The 17,428-nt window shown below is 67.5% G+C and carries 15 protein-coding genes and 1 tRNA gene; 9 read left to right on the top strand and 7 right to left on the bottom strand.

Features of this window, described 5'->3' with window-relative positions; translation table 11 throughout:
• Nucleotides 1-6 precede the first annotated feature (6 nt).
• The 4 genes from hpnD to hpnA all read right to left on the bottom strand — a co-directional run bounded on the left by hpnD (nucleotide 7) and on the right by hpnA (nucleotide 3,849).
• Entirely contained in the window at nucleotides 7-840 is an 834-nt protein-coding gene (gene hpnD, locus BHE75_RS20505) for a presqualene diphosphate synthase HpnD (protein ID WP_070935134.1), read from the bottom strand.
• Nucleotides 837-1,715 (bottom strand): squalene synthase HpnC, encoded by an 879-nt coding sequence (gene hpnC, locus BHE75_RS20510; protein ID WP_070935136.1) that lies wholly within the window; start codon nucleotides 1,713-1,715, stop codon nucleotides 837-839. Before hpnC ends, hpnD begins: the two co-directional genes overlap by 4 nt.
• Nucleotides 1,712-2,848: a glycosyltransferase gene (locus BHE75_RS20515; RefSeq protein ID WP_070935138.1), complete on the bottom strand. Its 1,137-nt coding sequence runs from the start codon at nucleotides 2,846-2,848 to the stop codon at nucleotides 1,712-1,714. Before BHE75_RS20515 ends, hpnC begins: the two co-directional genes overlap by 4 nt.
• Complete coding sequence (gene hpnA, locus BHE75_RS20520) at nucleotides 2,845-3,849, bottom strand: hopanoid-associated sugar epimerase (RefSeq protein WP_070935140.1); 1,005 nt, start codon at nucleotides 3,847-3,849, stop codon at nucleotides 2,845-2,847. Before hpnA ends, BHE75_RS20515 begins: the two co-directional genes overlap by 4 nt.
• 54 nt (nucleotides 3,850-3,903) lie before the next feature.
• Here hpnA and hpnI point away from each other — a divergent pair, with 54 nt between their 5' ends.
• The 5 genes from hpnI to BHE75_RS20545 are packed head-to-tail and all read left to right on the top strand — an operon-like array spanning nucleotide 3,904 to nucleotide 9,302.
• Entirely contained in the window at nucleotides 3,904-5,034 is a 1,131-nt protein-coding gene (hpnI, locus tag BHE75_RS20525) for a bacteriohopanetetrol glucosamine biosynthesis glycosyltransferase HpnI (RefSeq protein WP_070935142.1), read from the top strand.
• Entirely contained in the window at nucleotides 5,031-6,458 is a 1,428-nt protein-coding gene (hpnJ, locus tag BHE75_RS20530) for a hopanoid biosynthesis associated radical SAM protein HpnJ (protein ID WP_015458569.1), read from the top strand. Before hpnI ends, hpnJ begins: the two co-directional genes overlap by 4 nt.
• Before the next feature lie 14 nt (nucleotides 6,459-6,472).
• Nucleotides 6,473-7,447, top strand: a complete 975-nt coding sequence (gene hpnK / locus BHE75_RS20535) for a hopanoid biosynthesis-associated protein HpnK (RefSeq protein WP_084653392.1) — start codon at nucleotides 6,473-6,475, stop codon at nucleotides 7,445-7,447.
• Nucleotides 7,447-8,322: an aminomethyltransferase gene (locus tag BHE75_RS20540; RefSeq protein WP_070935144.1), complete on the top strand. Its 876-nt coding sequence runs from the start codon at nucleotides 7,447-7,449 to the stop codon at nucleotides 8,320-8,322. Before hpnK ends, BHE75_RS20540 begins: the two co-directional genes overlap by 1 nt.
• Nucleotides 8,319-9,302 carry a lysylphosphatidylglycerol synthase domain-containing protein gene (locus tag BHE75_RS20545; protein WP_084653394.1) on the top strand — a complete coding sequence of 328 codons (984 nt, stop codon included), beginning with the start codon at nucleotides 8,319-8,321 and terminating at the stop codon, nucleotides 9,300-9,302. Before BHE75_RS20540 ends, BHE75_RS20545 begins: the two co-directional genes overlap by 4 nt.
• Nucleotides 9,303-9,329: 27 nt before the next feature.
• Here BHE75_RS20545 and lepA read toward each other — a convergent pair whose 3' ends face one another.
• The gene (gene lepA, locus BHE75_RS20550) at nucleotides 9,330-11,153 is read right to left on the bottom strand and encodes a translation elongation factor 4 (protein ID WP_015458573.1); all 1,824 of its coding nucleotides are present in this window, start codon (nucleotides 11,151-11,153) and stop codon (nucleotides 9,330-9,332) included.
• Between the two features lie 188 nt (nucleotides 11,154-11,341).
• On the opposite strand from lepA, the gene BHE75_RS20555 reads away from it, so the two are divergent.
• Nucleotides 11,342-12,091, top strand: coding sequence for a CsgG/HfaB family protein (locus tag BHE75_RS20555; RefSeq protein WP_041865292.1), 750 nt, complete (start codon nucleotides 11,342-11,344; stop codon nucleotides 12,089-12,091).
• Between the two features lie 42 nt (nucleotides 12,092-12,133).
• On the opposite strand, the gene BHE75_RS20560 is transcribed toward BHE75_RS20555, so the two are convergent.
• Together BHE75_RS20560 and BHE75_RS20565 are read right to left on the bottom strand one after the other, a co-directional pair.
• Nucleotides 12,134-13,144 (bottom strand): inorganic phosphate transporter, encoded by a 1,011-nt coding sequence (locus BHE75_RS20560; protein WP_070935146.1) that lies wholly within the window; start codon nucleotides 13,142-13,144, stop codon nucleotides 12,134-12,136.
• Between the two features lie 18 nt (nucleotides 13,145-13,162).
• Nucleotides 13,163-14,275, bottom strand: coding sequence for a DUF47 family protein (locus BHE75_RS20565; RefSeq protein ID WP_070935148.1), 1,113 nt, complete (start codon nucleotides 14,273-14,275; stop codon nucleotides 13,163-13,165).
• 140 nt (nucleotides 14,276-14,415) lie between these two features.
• On the opposite strand from BHE75_RS20565, the gene BHE75_RS20570 reads away from it, so the two are divergent.
• From BHE75_RS20570 to BHE75_RS20585, 3 genes are all read left to right on the top strand, one after another.
• On the top strand, nucleotides 14,416-15,723 hold the full coding sequence (locus tag BHE75_RS20570; protein ID WP_070935150.1) for an FAD-dependent oxidoreductase: 1,308 nt from the start codon (nucleotides 14,416-14,418) through the stop codon (nucleotides 15,721-15,723).
• Between the two features lie 88 nt (nucleotides 15,724-15,811).
• A tRNA-Pro gene (locus BHE75_RS20575) sits at nucleotides 15,812-15,888 on the top strand.
• Between the two features lie 745 nt (nucleotides 15,889-16,633).
• A complete protein-coding gene (locus tag BHE75_RS20585) occupies nucleotides 16,634-17,404 on the top strand; it encodes a class I SAM-dependent methyltransferase (protein ID WP_084653398.1) in 771 nt (256 codons plus the stop codon).
• Nucleotides 17,405-17,428: the final 24 nt, after the last annotated feature.

Below are 17,428 nucleotides of genomic sequence, written 5' to 3' on the forward strand. Positions count from 1 at the left end.
GCCGCCCTACCGCAGCAGCCTGAGGCGGATCATCATCCCCAGGATCGCCAGCCGGTTGTGCCGCACCCGGCGGCGCGGCGGCGCCCAGCCCGCCGCCTCCATCCGATCCAGCAGCACGCCATAGGCGCCCGCCATCAGCCGGGGGGCGATCAGGTGGCCGCGCGGCCGGGCCGCCAATATGCGCCGCGCGGCATCGAAATGCTGGCGCGCCTCCGCCGCCACCGCCCGGCAGGCGCGATCGATCCGGGGATCGGCGGTGATCGCGGCGATATCGCCCAATGGCAGCCCGGCCGCCGCCAGCGCCTCGGCCGGCAGATAGACCCGGCCGATCGCCGCATCCTCATCCACGTCGCGCAGAATGTTGGTGAGTTGCAGGGCGCGGCCGAGATGGTGGGCCAGCGCCAGCCCCGGCGCTTCCTCCATGCCGAACACCCGCACCGAAAGCCGCCCCACGGCGGATGCCACGCGATCGCAATAGAGATCGAGATCGGCCGCGTCGGGGCAGCATATGTCGCCCGCCACGTCCATCGCCATGCCGGCGATCACCGCATCGAAATCCGCCCGCGCGAGATCGAAGCGGCGGACGGCCGGCGCCAGATAATGCGCCTGCCCCGGATCGCCGCCGGCATAGAGCCGGGCGATATCGGCGCGCCACGCCTCCAGCGCGGCGCCGCGGGCGGCGCGATCCCCGCGCTGGTCGTCGGCGATATCGTCCACCTCGCGGCAGAAGGCGTAGATGGCATACATCGCCTCGCGTTCGGGGCGCGGCAGCACGCGCATGCCGGCATAGAAGGAGCTGCCGGCCGCCCGGCCCTGCGTGGCGAGGCTGGTGGCGGTCATGCCCGCCCGCCCCGCGCGATCATCCGGCCCAGTGCCGCGCGTCCAGCGATCATCAACGCCTCCATCCTGCCATGGTGGACCTTTTCGGCCAGCGGATCGCGACGGCGCAGCCGCGCCGCAAGGCTTTCCGCCAGCCGCTGGATCGCCGCCACCTCCATGCCCAGCCGCCGATCGGCGATGGCGTGGGCGAAACCGGCCGACCGGGCGAGCAGCGCCTCCGCCTCACCCGCCGCCTCGCCGATCGCCGCCTTCAGCGCCGGGGCCGCGCGCGGGGCAGCGAGCATATCGACGGTGGCGCCATGCGCGGCCAGCCGGTCGGCGGGCAGATAGACCCGATCGATCGCGCGATAATCCTTCCCGCAATCCTGCAGGTGGTTGATGATCTGCAGCGCCGCGCACAGCGCATCCGACGCCGGCCACAGCGCGCGATCCTCGCCATGCACATCCAGCACGAAGCGGCCGACCGGCATCGCCGAATAGCGGCAATAATCGATCAGCGCGTCCCAATCGGCATAGCGGTTCACCGTCACGTCGCGGCGGAACGCCTCCAGCAGATCGAGCGCGTGGCCCGCATCCAGCCCGCGCCCGGCCAGCGCTGCGCGCAGCGCCGCGGCGGCGGGATCGGCATCGCTTTCGCCGGTCAGGCCCGCGCGCATCGCCTCCAGCCGGGCGAGCTTTTCGACAGGCGCCGCCGTGGGGTGATCGGCCACGTCGTCCGCCGCCCGCGCGAAGCGGTAGAAGGCCATGATCGGCGCGCGATGCTCCGGCCGGATCAGCAGCGAGGCGACCGGGAAATTCTCGTCCTTATGGCCCTTGCCCGATGCCAGCGCCGCCGCGCCCGCCGCCCTTGGCGCCTGTTCCGCCAGCGCGGTCATGCGCCCAGCCGCGCCTGCGCGCGCCCCTTCCACATGCCGCCGCGCCCGCGTGCATGCGCCAAGGCCGACAGCACGGTGGCGCCGGCATAGAAAGCCGCGATCGCCGGCAGCAGCGGCCCCCACAGGGGCGACCGGCCATAAAAGCGCAACATCGGCTGGAAGGCGATCGCCATCAGCGCCCAGGCGGCGATCCCCATCGCCCGGCCCGGCCCGGCGGCGAATGCTGCGGCCAGCGGCGGCACCAGGAAGACCAGTGCCAGGCCCAGCAGCGTGCCCGCCAGCAGCCAGGGCGAATAACGGAGCTGGGCATAGGCCGACCGCGCGATCATGGCGCCGATCTCCCGCCAGCCGCCATAGGGGCGGATGCTCACCGATCGGCGCGTCAGCATCAGGCGGATCGGCCCCTGCCGCTTCATCGCCCGGCCCAGCGCGCAATCGTCGATGATATGGGCGGCGATGGCGGGGATGCCGCCCGCCCGCGCCAGCGCATCGGCGCGCGCCAGCATGCAGCCGCCGGCAGCGGCGGCAACCGGCGATCCCGCCCGGTTCACCCGCGCGAAGGGATAGAGCATCTGGAAGAACAGCACGAAGGCCGGGATCAGCGCGCGTTCGGCGGCATTGGCGGTGCTGAGCCGCGCCATCAGCGAACAGAGCGCCAGCCCTTCCGTCTCGCCGCGCGCCACCAGCGACCGGAGCGTGTCCGGGGCATGGGCGATATCGGCGTCGGTCAGCCACAGCCAGCGCGCGCCGCCGGCCCGGGCGATGCCCTGCTCCATCGCCCAGAGCTTGCCCGTCCAGCCGGCGGGCGGCGGGCTGCCGGGCACGATCTCCAGCCGGTCCCCCCGGCCCGTGGCGGCGGCCGCTTCCCGCGCGATCCGGGCGGTGCCGTCGCTGCTGCCGTCGTCCACCAGCAGGATACGGAAATCGCCGGGATAATCCTGCGCCAGCAGGCCGGCGATCGTCCGGCCGATCACCGCCGCCTCGTCGCGCGCCGGCNCCACCGCCGCCACCGCCGGCCAGTTCACCGGATCGGGGGCGGCCGCCTCGTCCGTCTCGGCCGCGCGCCAGAAACCGCCATGCCCCGCCAGCAGATAGATCCACAGGCCCAGGCTGATGGCGGCCAATATCGTCATGCGATCATGCCCTCGCGCCGGAACCAGGCGATCGCATCGCCGATCGCGTCACGATAGGGCCGGGCGCGATAGCCCAGCTCCGCCGCCGCCCTGGCCGAGCTGTAGAACATGGCGTGGCGCGACATCTTCAGCGCATCGCGGGTGAGGAAGGGCTCGCGGCCCGACAGGCGCGACACCAGCTCCGCACCCCAGGCCAGCGGATAGAGCGGCCCGCGCGGCAGGTTGAGGCGCGGGGGCCGGCGGCCGGTGAGGCCCGCAATGTCCGTCAGCATCGTCCGCAAGCTCACGTCCTCGCCGCCCAATATGTAACGGCGCCCGGCCCGCCCCCGCTCGAATGCGGCGACATGGCCTTCGGCCACGTCGTCAACATGGACCAGGTTCAGCCCCGTGTCGACGAAGGCCGGCATCCGGCCCCGCGCGGCCTCGATCAGGATGCGGCCGGTGGGCGTGGGCTTCACGTCGCGCGGGCCGATCGGGGTGGAGGGGTTGACGATCACCGCAGGCAGACCGCGCGCCGCCACCATCGCCTCCACCAGCCGTTCGGCGGCGACCTTGCTGCGCTTGTAGGCGCCGATCGCCGCCTCCTCGTCGAGCGGCCGGTCCTCGTCCGCCGGGCGGCCGGCGTCGGGCGCCAGCGTGGCGACGCTGCTGGTATAGACGATGCGCGGCGTGCCGGCGGCCAGCGCCGCCTCCATCACGGTGCGCGTGCCTTCGCGATTGTTGCGGACGATCTCCTCCGGGTTCGCCGCCCACAGGCGATAGTCGGCGGCGACGTGCGCCAGCCCGTCCACGCCCCGGAGCGCGGCGCGCATGGCGGCAGCGTCGCGGATGTCGCCGCGCACGATCTCGCCCGGAAAGTCCCTGAGATTCGCAGGCGCGCTCGTTTCGCGCGCGAGGCCGCGCACCGCATAGCCGGCGCCGGCGAAGGCCCGCGCCACCGCCGCGCCCACGAAGCCGGAAACGCCCGTCACCAAAATGGTCTTCCCGCGATCGGCCAGCATTGCCTCCTCGGTCGCCCGGTTCCGGCCCAGGCCTGCGACGAAGTATGTGAAAAGATGGCGGCGCGGTCTACAGTCGATCGCGTGACGATGACCGCGCTCCTGCTGCCGCAATGCCTCGCCGTCGCCGGCATCCTTTATACATTGGCCGCGACGATCCTTGCCGGACGCTGGAAATCCGGGCCGATACCGCCGGAAAACGGCCCGCCCGTCACGATCCTGAAGCCGCTCCACGGCGCCGAGCCGCTGCTGGCCGAAAATCTCCGCAGCTTCGTGGAGCAGGATTATCGCGGCGCGGTGGAGATCGTCTGCGGCGTGCACGACCCGGCCGATCCGGCGGCCGCCGTGGCCCGCGCGATCGACGGGCCGGTGCGGGTGCGCGCCGATCGCGCGCGCCACGGCAGCAACGGCAAGATATCCAATCTGATCAACATGATGTCCGACGCCAGCGGCGACATCATCATCCTGAGCGACAGCGATATCGCGGTGCCGCCCGATTATATCTCCCGCATCGTCGCCACGATCGCGCCTGCCGGCACGATCGCCACCTGCCTCTATGCCGGGCGGGGTGATGCCGGTGCCTGGTCCCGCATCGCCGCCGCCGGCATCAGCTGGCAGTTCCTGCCGTCCGTCATCGTCGGCCTCGCCACCGGGCGCGCCCGGCCGTGCATGGGATCGACCATCGCGATGCGCCGCGAAACGCTGGACCGCATCGGCGGCTTCGCCCCCTTCGCCGACGTGCTGGCGGACGACCACGCCATCGGTGCCGCCGCCCACGCGGCGGGCTGCGAAGTGGCGATACCGCGCCTCATCGTCACCCATGGCTGCGCCGAGACGAGCCTTGCCGCCCTCGCCCGCCACGAGCTGCGCTGGAACGCCACCATCCGCGGGCTCGACCCATGGGGCTATGCCGGCAGCATCGTCACCCATCCGCTGCCGCTCGCTCTTCTCGGCCTGAATTTGTGGCTGGTCGCCGCAGCGCTGGCCGCGCGCCTCGCCCTCGCGCTCCGCATCGACCGCCTCGCCGGCCGCCGCACCGCGCCGATCGCGCTGTTGCCGCTGCGCGACATCCTTTCCTTCATCCTCTTTCTCGGCGCCTTCGCCGTCCGCTCAATCGATTGGCGGGGAGGAAGATTTCGGCTAGGGAAGGATGGTCGGATGTCGGCGGATACGGAGTATCTGACGTGATGCGCTCGCTTTTTCTGCAAGCCCCCTCCTTCGACGGTTATGACGGCGGCGCCGGCGCGCGCTACCAGATGAAGCGCGAGGTCCGGTCCTTCTGGTATCCCACCTGGCTCGCCCAGCCGGCGGCGCTGGTGGAGGGATCGAAGTTGATCGACGCCCCCGCCCACGACCTTTCCTTCGACGACATCAAGCACGAAGCCTATGCGCGCGACCTGGTGATCCTCCACACCTCCACCCCTTCCTTCCGGCAGGACGTGAAGACGGCGGAGATGCTGAAGGCGCTGAATCCCGATCTGAAGATCGGCCTGATCGGCGCCAAGGTGGCGGTGCAGGCGCAGGAAAGCCTGGCGGCGTCCGAGGCGATCGACTTCGTCGCCCGCAACGAATTCGACTTCACGATCAAGGACGTCGCCGACGGCCAGAACTGGGCATCGATCAAGGGCATCAGCTACCGCAACGCGCAGGGGGTGATCGTCCATAATGACGACCGGCCGGTGCTGGAGGATATGGACGCGCTGCCCTTCGTCAGCCCGATCTACAAGCGCGACCTCGTGATCGAGAAATATTTCGGCGGCTATCTGAAGCATCCCTATGTGAGCTTCTACACCGGGCGCGGCTGCAAGAGCCGCTGCACCTTCTGCCTGTGGCCGCAGACCGTGGGCGGCCATAATTACCGCACCCGATCGATCGGCCATGTGATCGAGGAGGTGAAATATGTGATGCGGGAAATGCCGCAGGTGAAGGAGATATTCTTCGACGACGACACGCTGACCGACAACGCGCCGCGCGTCGAGGCGCTGGCCCGCGAGTTGGGCAAGCTGGGCGTCACCTGGTCCTGCAACGCCAAGGCCAACGTGCCCTATGATACGCTGAAGGTGATGAAGGACAACGGGCTGCGCCTGCTGCTGGTCGGCTATGAAAGCGGCAACCAGAAGATCCTGCACAATATCAAGAAGGGCCTGCGCGTCGATGTCGCCCGGCAGTTCACCAAGGATTGCCACGCGCTGGGCATCGTCATCCACGGCACCTTCATCCTGGGCCTGCCCGGCGAGACGAAGGAGACGATCGAGGAAACGATCCGCTACGCGCAGGAGATCAACCCCCACACCATCCAGGTATCGCTGGCCGCGCCCTATCCGGGCACCTTCCTCTACCGGCAGGCGACGGAGAATGGCTGGTTCGACGGGACGGACCATCTGCTGACCGACCATGGCAACCAGATCGCCCAGTTGAGCTACCCGCACCTGAACAGCACGGAGATCTTCGCGTCGGTCGAGGATTTCTACAAGCGCTTCTACTTCCGCCCGCGCAAGATCGGCGCGATCGTGGGCGAGATGATCCGCGACCAGGACATGATGAAGCGGCGGCTGCGCGAAGGGGTGGAATTCTTCCGCTTCCTGCGCCAGCGCAAGGAAGCGGTGGCCTGAAGGGGGGCGGGACGATGCGCTTTCCCGCCCACGCAGCCGCCCCGGCCGGCACCTTGTCCCGCCCCCCCGCCCATGGGCCAGGCTGGGCCGGCACCGAGCCGGGCGAGGCCGCGCCCGCGCCGCACCCGGCCAGGAGGCTGGTGATAACCGCCGACGATTTCGGCGCGTCGATCGCGGTGAACCGCGCCGTGGAGCGCGCGCATCGCGAAGGCGTGCTGACCGCGACCAGCCTGATGGTGGCGGGCGAGGCCGCGACCGACGCGATCGCCACCGCGCGCAAGCTGCCCATGCTGGGCGTGGGCCTGCATCTGGTGCTGGTCGACGGCCGGCCCACCTTGCCGCCCGATCGCGTGCCCGATCTGGTCGATGGCGACGGCCGGTTCCGCGCCAACATGGTGCGCGCGGGCGTGGACTTCTTCTTCCGCCCCGCCGTGCGGCGCCAGTTGGCCGAGGAGATCGAGGCGCAGTTCATCGCCTTCGGCGCGACCGGGCTGAAGCTGGATCATGTGAACGCCCACAAGCATTTCCACCTGCACCCGACCATCGCCGGCCTGATCGTGGAGATCGGCGGGCGTTTCGGCCTGCGCGCCGTGCGCGCGCCGGTGGAACCGCCCGAGCCGCTGGCCGAGGTGGAGCCGGCCAGTCCCGGCCGGCTGGCCGACCGCGTCGCCGCGCCATGGGCGCGGACGCTGCAGGCGCGCTTCGCATCGGCGGGGCTGATCGTGCCCGATCAGGTGTTCGGCCTGCGCTGGTCCGGCCATATGCATGTCGGGCGGCTGGCGGGCCTGATCGAGCATCTGCCACCAGGCCTCACCGAAATCTATCTCCATCCCGCGACCGAGGCCGGCTTTGCCGGCCATGCGCCGGGTTACGATTATGAGGCCGAGCTGGCGGCGCTGGTGGACGAGCGCACCCGCGCCGCGCTTCGCCTGTCGGGCGCGCGGCTGGGCAGCTTCACCGATTTCGAGGAAGAAAGGGTCGCGGCCTGATGGAGAGCATGAGCGCCTTTGCCCCCGCCGCCGCAGCCGGGGGCGCCCCGGCGCCGCTGGGCAGCGAGACGCACAAGACTCTGTTCTGCCGCACCCTGCTGGATACCCATGATCCCTACCGCCCCGCGCTGATCGAATGGCCGAAGCTGGACGCGGACACGCACGGCAAGATCACCTCACTGCCGATCTGGGACATCGCCGTCGCCACCGAGGGCCGGGCCGGCATGAACGTGCGCACCTTCGGCGAGGCGGTTTCCGACCCCCTCCTCAAGGAAGCGATCATGATGAACGCCTTCGAGGAGAGCCGCCACAAGCTGGTGCTGGCGGATATGGTGCAGGCCTATGGGATCGAACTGGCGCCCGAGCCCGAATATCGCCGCCCGCGCGATCCCGAATTCGCCTTCATGCGCACCGGATATTCCGAATGCATCGACAGCTTCTTCGGATTCGGCCTGTTCGATGTCGCCCGCAGATCGGGCTTCTTCCCGCCGGAGCTGGTCGATACGTTCGAGCCGGTGATGCGCGAGGAAGGGCGCCATATCCTGTTCTTCGTCAACTGGGTGGCCTGGTGGCGGCGCAACATGCCCTGGTGGCGCCGGCCTTGGTTCGAACTGAAGGTGATCGCGGTGTGGATCGTGCTGATCCTCGAGCGGATCGACATGGCGAAGGGCATGGGCAGCAACACCAAGGCACAGGAGAATAATTTCACGCTCAACGGTTCCAGGGAACTGGGCGTGGAAATCAGCTTTCCCGAGCTGGCCCGCATCTGCCTTGCCGAAAACGACCGGCGGCTGGCCCCTTATGACCGCCGCCTGATCCGGCCGCGCTTCGTGCCCGGCGCGATCCGCTTCGTGCTGCGCTTCATGCGATCGTGAAGGTCCCGTTCCGCTGGCCGCTGCTGGCGGCGACCGCGATCGGGCTCGCCATCGCGCTGTGGGCGATCGGCCGGGCGGGGCTGGGCGACATCATGGCCGCCGCCGGCCGGCTGGGCATCGGCGGCTTCCTGCTGCTGATCGCCTGTTCCTTCGCGGTGCTGGGCCTGCTGGGCGCGGCCTGGCTGACGGCGATGCCGGACGCATCCTTCCGCCGCCTGCCGCTCTTCACCTGGGCGCGGACGACGCGCGAGGGGGCGAGCGACCTGCTGCCCTTTTCCCAGATCGGCGGCATCGTGGTCGGGGCGTGGACGCTGATCGGCCGCGGCCTGCCGGCGACGCGGGTCTATGCCTCGATCATCGTCGACCTCACCACCGAGATGGCGGCGCAATTGCTGTTCACCCTGTTCGGCCTGTGGATGCTGGGGGCGATCCTGCTGGACGCCGATGCGATGCGATCGCTGCGCACGCTGGCGCTGATCGGCGCGGGCGTGGCCGTGGCGGTGACGATCGCCTTCGCCCTTCTGCAGGTGCCGGCGCTGCGCTTCCTCGCCTTCCTCGCCCGGCGGATGCTGCCCAGGGCGGAGGTGGCGGTGGATGCGGTGGTGGCCGAGCTGACGCGCTATTACCGGGTGCGGCGCGCGATCCTCGCCTCCTTCTTCTTCAACCTGCTCGCCTGGGCGGGGAGCGCGGCCTCGGCCTGGCTCACCCTGCGGCTGATGGGGGAGCATCAGACGATCTTGCACATCATAGCGCTGGAAAGCCTGATCTTCGTGCTGCGCAGCGCCGCCTTCGTGGTGCCGGGCGCGATCGGCATCCAGGAGGCGGGTTATATCCTGCTCGGCCCGATATTCGGCATCGGGCCGGAGGCGGCGGTGGCGCTGTCGCTCGTCAAGCGGGCGCGGGACATCGCGATCGGCGTGCCGGCGCTCCTTATCTGGCAGATGGGCGGCGTGCGATCGGGCCTCAGGAAAAGCGCCTGAAACCGGGCGCCTTATCCCTCGTCACCCTTATCCCTCGTCACCCATGCGCAGCGCGGCGATGAAGGCTTCCTGCGGGATGCTGACCGAACCATATTCGCGCATCCGCTTCTTGCCTTCCTTCTGCTTTTCCAGAAGCTTGCGTTTGCGGGTCGCGTCGCCGCCATAGCATTTGGCGGTCACGTCCTTGCGCAGCGCCGCGATCGTCTCGCGCGCGATCACCTTGCCGCCGATCGCCGCCTGGATCGGGATCTTGAACATGTGGCGGGGGATCAGGTCCTTCAGCCGCTCGCACATGTGGCGGCCGCGCGCCTCGGCGGCGGCGCGGTGGACGATCATGCTGAGCGCATCGACCGGCTCGTTGTTGACGAGGATCGACATCTTCACGAGATCGCCCTCGCGATAGCCGATCTGGTGATAGTCGAAGCTGGCATAGCCGCGCGTGATCGATTTCAGGCGATCGTAGAAATCGAACACCACTTCGTTCAGCGGCAGCTCGTAGGTCACCTGCGCGCGGCCGCCCACATAAGTCAGGTTCTTCTGGATGCCGCGCCGATCCTGGCAGAGCTTGAGGATGCTGCCCAGATATTCGTCGGGCACGTAGATCGTCGCCTCGATCCACGGCTCCTCGATCATTTCGATCTTGTTGGGATCGGGCATGTCGGCGGGGTTGTGCAGCTCGATCGTCCGCGCCTCCGCCTCGCCCGCCGAACGGGTGAGCAGCAGGCGATAGACCACCGACGGCGCGGTGGTGATGAGGTCGAGATCATATTCGCGGGTCAGCCGCTCCTGGATGATCTCCAGGTGGAGCAGGCCGAGGAAGCCGCAGCGGAAGCCGAAGCCCAACGCGGCGGACGTCTCCATCTCGAAGCTGAACGAGGCGTCGTTGAGGCGCAGCTTGGAGATCGATTCGCGCAATTTCTCGAAATCATTGGCGTCGACCGGGAAGAGGCCGCAGAACACCACCGACTGCACTTCCTTGAAGCCGGGCAGCGGCTCGGCCGCCGGCTTCTTCGCATCGGTGATGGTATCGCCGACGGCGGTCTGCGACACTTCCTTGATCTGGGCGGTGATGAAGCCGACCTCGCCGGGGCCGAGATCGCCGAGCTGCTCGATCTTCGGGCGGAAGCAGCCGACGCGATCGACCAGATGGGTGGTGCCGGCCTGCATGAACTTGATCTGCTGGCCCTTGCGGATCACGCCGTCGATCACGCGGATCAGGATGACGACGCCCAGATAGGGATCATACCAGCTATCCACCAGCATCGCCTTGAGCGGCGCGGTCGCATCGCCCTTGGGCGGCGGGATCTTGGCGACGATCGCCTCGAGAATGTCGTCGATGCCGATGCCCGACTTGGCCGACGCCAGCACCGCGCCGGACGCGTCGAGGCCGATCACCTCCTCGATCTCCTCGCGCACCTTCTCGGGCTCGGCGGCGGGCAGGTCGATCTTGTTGATGACGGGCACGATCTCGTGATCATGCTCGATCGACTGGTAGACGTTGGCCAGCGTCTGCGCCTCCACGCCCTGCGCCGCGTCCACCACCAGCAGCGCGCCCTCGCAGGCGGCAAGGCTGCGCGAGACCTCATAGGCGAAGTCCACGTGCCCCGGCGTGTCCATCAGGTTCAGGACATAGCTCTGCCCGTCCTTCGCGGTATAATCGAGGCGCACGGTCTGCGCCTTGATGGTGATGCCGCGCTCCTTCTCGATATCCATATTGTCGAGGACCTGGGCGGACATCTCGCGGTCCGAAAGCCCGCCGGTGCGCTGGATCAGGCGGTCGGCCAGCGTCGACTTGCCATGGTCGATATGCGCGATGATCGAGAAATTGCGGATACGGTCGAGCGGGGTCACGGAAAGGGCCGATCTTCTGGGATGGATGGAATTGGCGCCGCCGATAGCATCAAGCAGGCCGCTTGCCAAAGATATGTGAAATCCGCCGGCATGTGACCCGCGTCACAAAATCCGTTAAGGGGTTGGTGTTAACGCGCAGGCGTTATCGGGGGTCGCATAACTGGGAGGCATTTGTTGTGAAGAAGATCATGTTGCTCGCTGGCGCGTTGGCCAGCGTGGCCCTGCTGCCGCCCGCGGCCCAGGCGCAATCCTCGGCCCGCAAGCAGCAGACCGCCAAGCAGGCGGAGATCCCCGTCTGCACCCGCAAGCTGGGCACCATCGCCATCGTCGAGCCCGAGAATCAGTGGTGGCGTGAACTGAGCCTCGGCAGCCCCGAGGCGATCATCAAGACGTTCGTCCAGAAATCGGGCTGCTTCACGCTGGTCAATCGCGGCCGATCGCTCGCCAGCCGCAACATGGAGCGCGCGCTGGCCGATTCCGGCGAGCTTCAGGCCAAGTCCAATATCGGCAAGGGCCAGGTGAAGGCCGCCGATTATTTCCTGCAGCCGGATATCGTGAGCTCCAACAACAATGCCGGCGGCAATGCGCTGGGCGGCCTGCTGGGCGGTGTCCTCGGCCGCAACACGTTCGGCGCGCTGGCCGGCGGCCTTTCGATCAAGAAGAAGGAAGCCAACGTCACGCTTTCGGTCGTCAACGCCCGCACCACCGAGGAAGAGGCGCTGATCGAAGGCTATGCCCGCAAGCAGGATCTGGGCTTCGGCGCCGGCGCCGGCCTGTTCAGCGGCGGTGCCTTCGGTGCCGGCGGCGGCGGTTATGAGAATACCGAGATCGGCCAGGTGATCGTGCTCGCCTATCTCGATGCCTATACCAAGCTGGTCACCCAGCTCGGCGGCCTGCCCGCCGACGCATCGGCCGCGGCGCCCAAGGCGGCCAACTGATCGGGCAGGCGGGCGGCCCCGAGGTCGCCCGCCTGTTTGCGGTCACCAGGCGAAAAGACCCGCCAGCCAGTAGAAGAGCGCACCGATCGCGGCGGCGGCCGGGAGCGTCACCACCCAGGCGACGACGATGCGGCTGGCGATGTTCCAGCGCACGGCCGACATGCGCCGCGCCGATCCCACGCCAACGATCGCGCCGGTGATGGTGTGCGTGGTCGATACCGGCACCCCCAGCCATGTCGCGCCGAACAGGGTGAGCGCGCCGCCCGTTTCCGCGCAGAAGCCCTGCGCCGGGGTGAGGCGAGTGATCTTCGATCCCATGGTGTGGACGATCTTCCATCCGCCCATCAGCGTGCCCAGCCCCATCGCCGCCTGGCAGCTTATCACCACCCAGAAGGGCACGTGGAATCCACCGCTCAGCATCCCCTGCGAATAAAGCAGCACGGCGATGATCCCCATCGTCTTCTGCGCGTCATTGCCGCCATGTCCGAGCGAATAGAGCGATGCCGAGACGAGCTGGAGCTTGCGGAACCAGCGATCGGCAAGCGTGGGCGTGGCCTTCACGAACGCCCATGAGGTGATGAGCACCAGCACCAGCGCCAGCACCAGGCCGATGGTGGGCGACAGCACGATGGCGGCGGCAGTCTTGAACACGCCGCTCCACACCACCGCGTGCAGCCCCGCCTTGGCGGTGCCGGCGCCCAGAAGGCCGCCGATCAGCGCGTGGCTGCTGCTGGAAGGGATGCCCAGCCCCCAGGTGATGAGGTTCCACGATATCGCCCCCATCAGTGCGCCGAAGATCACATGGGCATCGACGATCTCCGCGCTGACGATGCCGCGCCCCACCGTCTCGGCGACATGCAGGCCGAAGAAAAGGAAGGCGATGAAGTTGAAGAAGGCGGCCCAGACCACCGCATATTGCGGGCGGAGCACCCGGGTGGAGACGATCGTCGCGATCGAGTTGGCGGCATCGTGCAGGCCGTTCAGAAAATCGAACAGCAAGGCCACACCGATCAGCCCGATCAGCAGCGGCAGCGAAAGAGCAGCGGCTTCCATGATGATTGTCCGGCGCGATCAGGCGTGATCGATCACGAGACCCTGGATCTCGTTGGCCACGTCCTCGAACCGGTCGACGATCTTTTCCAGATGGCTGTAGATTTCGCGCCCGACGATGAATTCCAGCGGCTTGCTGTCGATATGGGCGCGGTAGAGCGCGCGCAGGCCGGCATCGTGGATCTCGTCGGCATGGCCTTCGATCCTGACCAGCCGTTCGGTCAGCTCATGCAGCCGCCCGCCATTGGTGCCAACGGACCGTAGCAGCGGCATCGCCTCCGCCGTGATCCGCGCGGCCTCCACGATGATGCCGGCCATGTCGCGCATCTGCGGCTCGAACCGGATGATCTCGTAGAGGGTGATCGCCTTGGCGGTCTTGTTCATCTGGTCGATCGCATCGTCCATCACCCCGATCAGGCTGGTGATGGCGCTGCGGTCGAACGGGGTGATGAGGATGCGGCGCACATCCTGCAGCACCTCGCGGATGATCTCGTCCGCTTCATGCTCGCGCTCGAAGATCTCGCGGACATGATCCGCCATGTCGTCGCCGCCTTCCAGCAGCCGCGCGAGCGCGTCGGCGCCGGCGACCAGCGTGGCGGCATGATCCTCGAACTGTTCGAAGAAGCGCCCCTGTTTCGGCATCAAGGCCTGGAACCAGCGCAGCATCGGTATCGTAGCTCCCCAATTGCGGACGCAGGCGAGGCCGCGCTCCAGCAGGCCGGCGGGCGCGACGGGCGCCCGGAAACCGGCGATCAGTTGTTTCAGTTGCGGCTCGGCGACGGCATCCGCGGCCTCGGCCAGGGTGAACCATCGCGTCTCGCGCTCATCCTGCTCCGGCCATTCTTCCGCCTGCTTCAGCACCGCCAGCGGGAAGACCGCGACGGTGGCGTTGCGCGATTCGCCATTATTCTTTCTCTTGCGATAGCGATAGGTGCCGAGCGCGGACGGGCAGGGAATGCCCGATACGCCCGCTTCCTCATAAGCCTCGTGCGCGGCGGCGCGGTGCGGATCGAGCCCGCGGATCGGATTGCCCTTGGGGATCACCCAGCGCCCCGTATCGCGGGACGTGATGAGCATCACGCGCGCCGATCCGTCCGCCTCGATACGGTAGGGCAAGGCAGCGATCTGGCGGATGGGACGGGCTCCTTCGGGAATGCGCGGCTGTCATTGAAACGTAATATTGGCAAATGCAATCGCCAGCCGCCCGCCGGACGGCCCTTGTGCCGCGCCCGCACCGCGTTACCATCGTCCAAAATACTGGAGAGGCGAACGATATGCGGCATATCGCGATCATCGGTTCGGGCCCGGCGGGCTATTATACGGCGGAAGCCTGCCAGAAGCAGTTCGGCGACCAGGTGAGCATCGACATCATCGATCGTCTGCCCGTGCCCTACGGCCTCATCCGGTTCGGGGTCGCGCCGGATCACCAGTCGATCAAGGCGGTATCCCAGCGCTACGAGCAGGTATCGCTCAACCCCAATGTCCGGTTCGTCGGCAACATCACCGTCGGCGGCGAGGTGACGGTGGCGGAGTTGGTCGCCCTCTATGACGCCGTGATCCTCGCCACCGGCGCACCCGTCGATCGCCCGCTCGGCATCCCCGGCGGCGACCTGCCCGGCGTCATCGGGTCGGCAGCCTTCGTCGGCTGGTATAACGGCCATCCCGATTTCGCCGGGCTCAACCCGCCACTCGACTGCGATGGCGCGGTGGTGATCGGCAACGGCAATGTCGCGCTGGACGTGACGCGCATCCTCGCCAAGGGGCCGGCCGAGTTCGTCGGGTCGGATATCGTCGCCCACGCCTTCGAGGCGCTGGGCAATTCGGCCATCCGCAGGGTGACGATGGTGGGCCGCCGCGGCCCGCACGAAATGCAGATGACGCCCAAGGAGCTGGGCGAGCTCGGCCACCTCCGGCGCGCCGTGCCGCATGTCGACCCCGCCGATCTGCCGCCCGTGGAGGCCGATGCCGCGCTCGAGCCGGGCCAGCGCAAGGCGATGGGCCATCTGCGCGGCTTCGTCTCGCTCGCCCAGGACAAGGAGGTCGCGATCGACTTCGATTTCTTCGCCAAGCCGGTCGCGATCGAGGGCGACGGCCGCGTCGAGCGCCTGATCGTCGAGCGCACCCGGCCGATCGGCGATGGGCAGGTGGAAGGCACGGGCGAAACCTATGCGATCCCGTGCGGGCTGGTCGTATCCTGTATCGGCTATCGCACGCCGCCCATTCCCGGCGTGCCCTATGACGAGAGCGCCGGGCGATTCGCCAACAGCGAGGGCCGCGTGCCCGTGGACGGCGGCAACCTCTACGCCGTCGGCTGGGCCAGGCGGGGGCCGACCGGCACGATCGGCACGAATCGTCCCGATGGCTACAAGATCGCCGAGGAGATCGCCGCCGATCATCCCGCCCCCGCCAACAAGGCCGGCGGCAAGGGGCTGGACGTGCTGCTGGCCGAGCGCGGGGCGGACAAGGTGAGCTTCGCCGACTGGCAGAAAATCGAGGCGGCGGAGACCGCGCGCGCCCGCGACGGAGCCCCGCGCGAAAAATTCGTGGTGGTTGCGGACATGCTGGCTGCACGAGGCGCTTGAAAGCCGGAAAAATCCCCCCTATAGGCGCCCGACTTGGCAAGCAGTCGCGCCTTCCCGAGAGGCACAAAACAGCGATTGCACTCCGCGTCGGGGAGTAGCTCAGCCTGGTAGAGCACTGTCTTCGGGAGGCAGGGGCCGGAGGTTCGAATCCTCTCTCCCCGACCATTCATCTTGTTCCGCCGTCAGCGGTAGCCGGCCTCCTTGGCCGGCGCCGGACGCACCGAGCGGGCCGCTTGCCCCGAATGGATCGGGGGCCTTCCAATCTTACGATGATCGTCCGAACGGCGCGGGCGCCGGATCGCCCCGCCCCTGCGCTGCGCGCGGCATCGTCCGCCCCTCGATCCAGTGCGGCTCGCCCAGCGGAATTCGAGCCAGCTTCGTCATCCACCGACGAATCGACTTCTGGCCGGTCTCGGCGTCGCGCGTCAGCCTCGATTCCTTCTGCACCCGCGAAGGCGTCTGAGCCGATTTCACCTCGACATATAGCGGATGGGCTCTGATGCGCTCGGTGAGCTGGCGGGCACAGGCCCGACCGGACGATATTTCCTCGCCCGGCGCCTCCCGCACTGGTTGAACGCGAGAGCGCGGCTGTCAGGAGATCACTGCCAATTTCGGATCGGTCGAAATATCACGGGAGGCATCGGTTCGGCGGGCGGCCGATAGTGATTGCGTGTCTGGAGGCAATATTTGCCGTGAAGGATGCCGAGGTAGCGGCTCCGGAGGGGAGGCTGGACCAAAATTTCCGCAGCGATCCCCGGCCATGAAGCAGACGGTATTCGATGATCTGACATGAAATTGAGCAATCCAGGAGATACCAAGTCCTCCGGGATCATTACTGGTGCTGCGGTGATTTTTAAGCTTTAGCCAATGACTTGGCCATGATAGTCGACCTCAATTCCTGGAGGCCCTCATGACTCGCACTCCGTACGCAACTGTCGCCGCGCAAACCCCAGGCGCTGACAACAACTGGTTTCGCGCGCACCCCTACGATCCGCCGTTTCTGCATGTCCTTTCCGCGGAAGACCATGACATCCTAATCGCCTGGCTTCGCCAGACAAGCGAACAGTGGCCAAATTCAGGCGCCTCCAGCATCGATACAATTACAATGCTTACCGGTCTGATGATGTCGTCGGGCATCAAGCGCGTTGTCCAATGTGGGCACTATGTCGGGTTTTCGACGCTCTTGTTGGGCATGATCGCCCGCCGTATGGGGATAGGAACGAAGCTCTACACGGTAGATATTGATCCGAAGTCGAGCGCCTATACTTCGGGTTGGCTGGAACGAGCGGAACTGTCAGACATAGTCCAAGTCGCGGTCCGCGACTCATCAGATCCGATCTGCGCTAAGGAAGCTGCGGCTTTTCTCGGAGGAGCGCCGCAGCTTGTATATATCGACAGCTCCCACCAATATGACCACACTCGGCAGGAACTGGAACTATGGTGGGAAGCCCTTCCCCCCGGTGGCTTGCTTGTGATGGACGACGTGTCGGGCCTGTCGGCTGACTTCGATCGGACGAAGAAGGGTGGCTCGCATCGCGCCGCAATGGAGTTCCGCAGCCACACGGCCCCGAATGCCGTGATCCTAAACAGCACCCATTACCTGGAAAACAAACACCCCACCGTATTTCGGGGAGTTTGCGGCCTGGGGCTGTTTCAGAAGCCCTATCCCTTCGGGGGTTAGCGCGACCCACGAAAGCAATGGAGC

Origin of the sequence: Edaphosphingomonas haloaromaticamans, from assembly GCF_001853345.1 — a bacterium.
GTDB lineage: Bacteria > Pseudomonadota > Alphaproteobacteria > Sphingomonadales > Sphingomonadaceae > Sphingomonas_E > Sphingomonas_E fennica.

What these genes read in the sequence shown, in the direction of transcription:
- hpnK (WP_084653392.1), top strand. Translation starts at nt 6,473, where the DNA reads ATGCGCTTTCCCGCCCACGCAGCCGCCCCGGCCGGCACCTTGTCCCGC.
- hpnD (WP_070935134.1), bottom strand. Translation starts at nt 840, where the DNA reads ATGACCGCCACCAGCCTCGCCACGCAGGGCCGGGCGGCCGGCAGCTCC.
- BHE75_RS20540 (WP_070935144.1), top strand. Translation starts at nt 7,447, where the DNA reads ATGGAGAGCATGAGCGCCTTTGCCCCCGCCGCCGCAGCCGGGGGCGCC.
- BHE75_RS20585 (WP_084653398.1), top strand. Translation starts at nt 16,634, where the DNA reads ATGACTCGCACTCCGTACGCAACTGTCGCCGCGCAAACCCCAGGCGCT.
- hpnC (WP_070935136.1), bottom strand. Translation starts at nt 1,715, where the DNA reads ATGACCGCGCTGGCGGAACAGGCGCCAAGGGCGGCGGGCGCGGCGGCG.
- hpnI (WP_070935142.1), top strand. Translation starts at nt 3,904, where the DNA reads ATGGCGGCGCGGTCTACAGTCGATCGCGTGACGATGACCGCGCTCCTG.
- BHE75_RS20555 (WP_041865292.1), top strand. Translation starts at nt 11,342, where the DNA reads ATGTTGCTCGCTGGCGCGTTGGCCAGCGTGGCCCTGCTGCCGCCCGCG.
- BHE75_RS20570 (WP_070935150.1), top strand. Translation starts at nt 14,416, where the DNA reads ATGCGGCATATCGCGATCATCGGTTCGGGCCCGGCGGGCTATTATACG.
- BHE75_RS20560 (WP_070935146.1), bottom strand. Translation starts at nt 13,144, where the DNA reads ATGGAAGCCGCTGCTCTTTCGCTGCCGCTGCTGATCGGGCTGATCGGT.
- hpnA (WP_070935140.1), bottom strand. Translation starts at nt 3,849, where the DNA reads ATGCTGGCCGATCGCGGGAAGACCATTTTGGTGACGGGCGTTTCCGGC.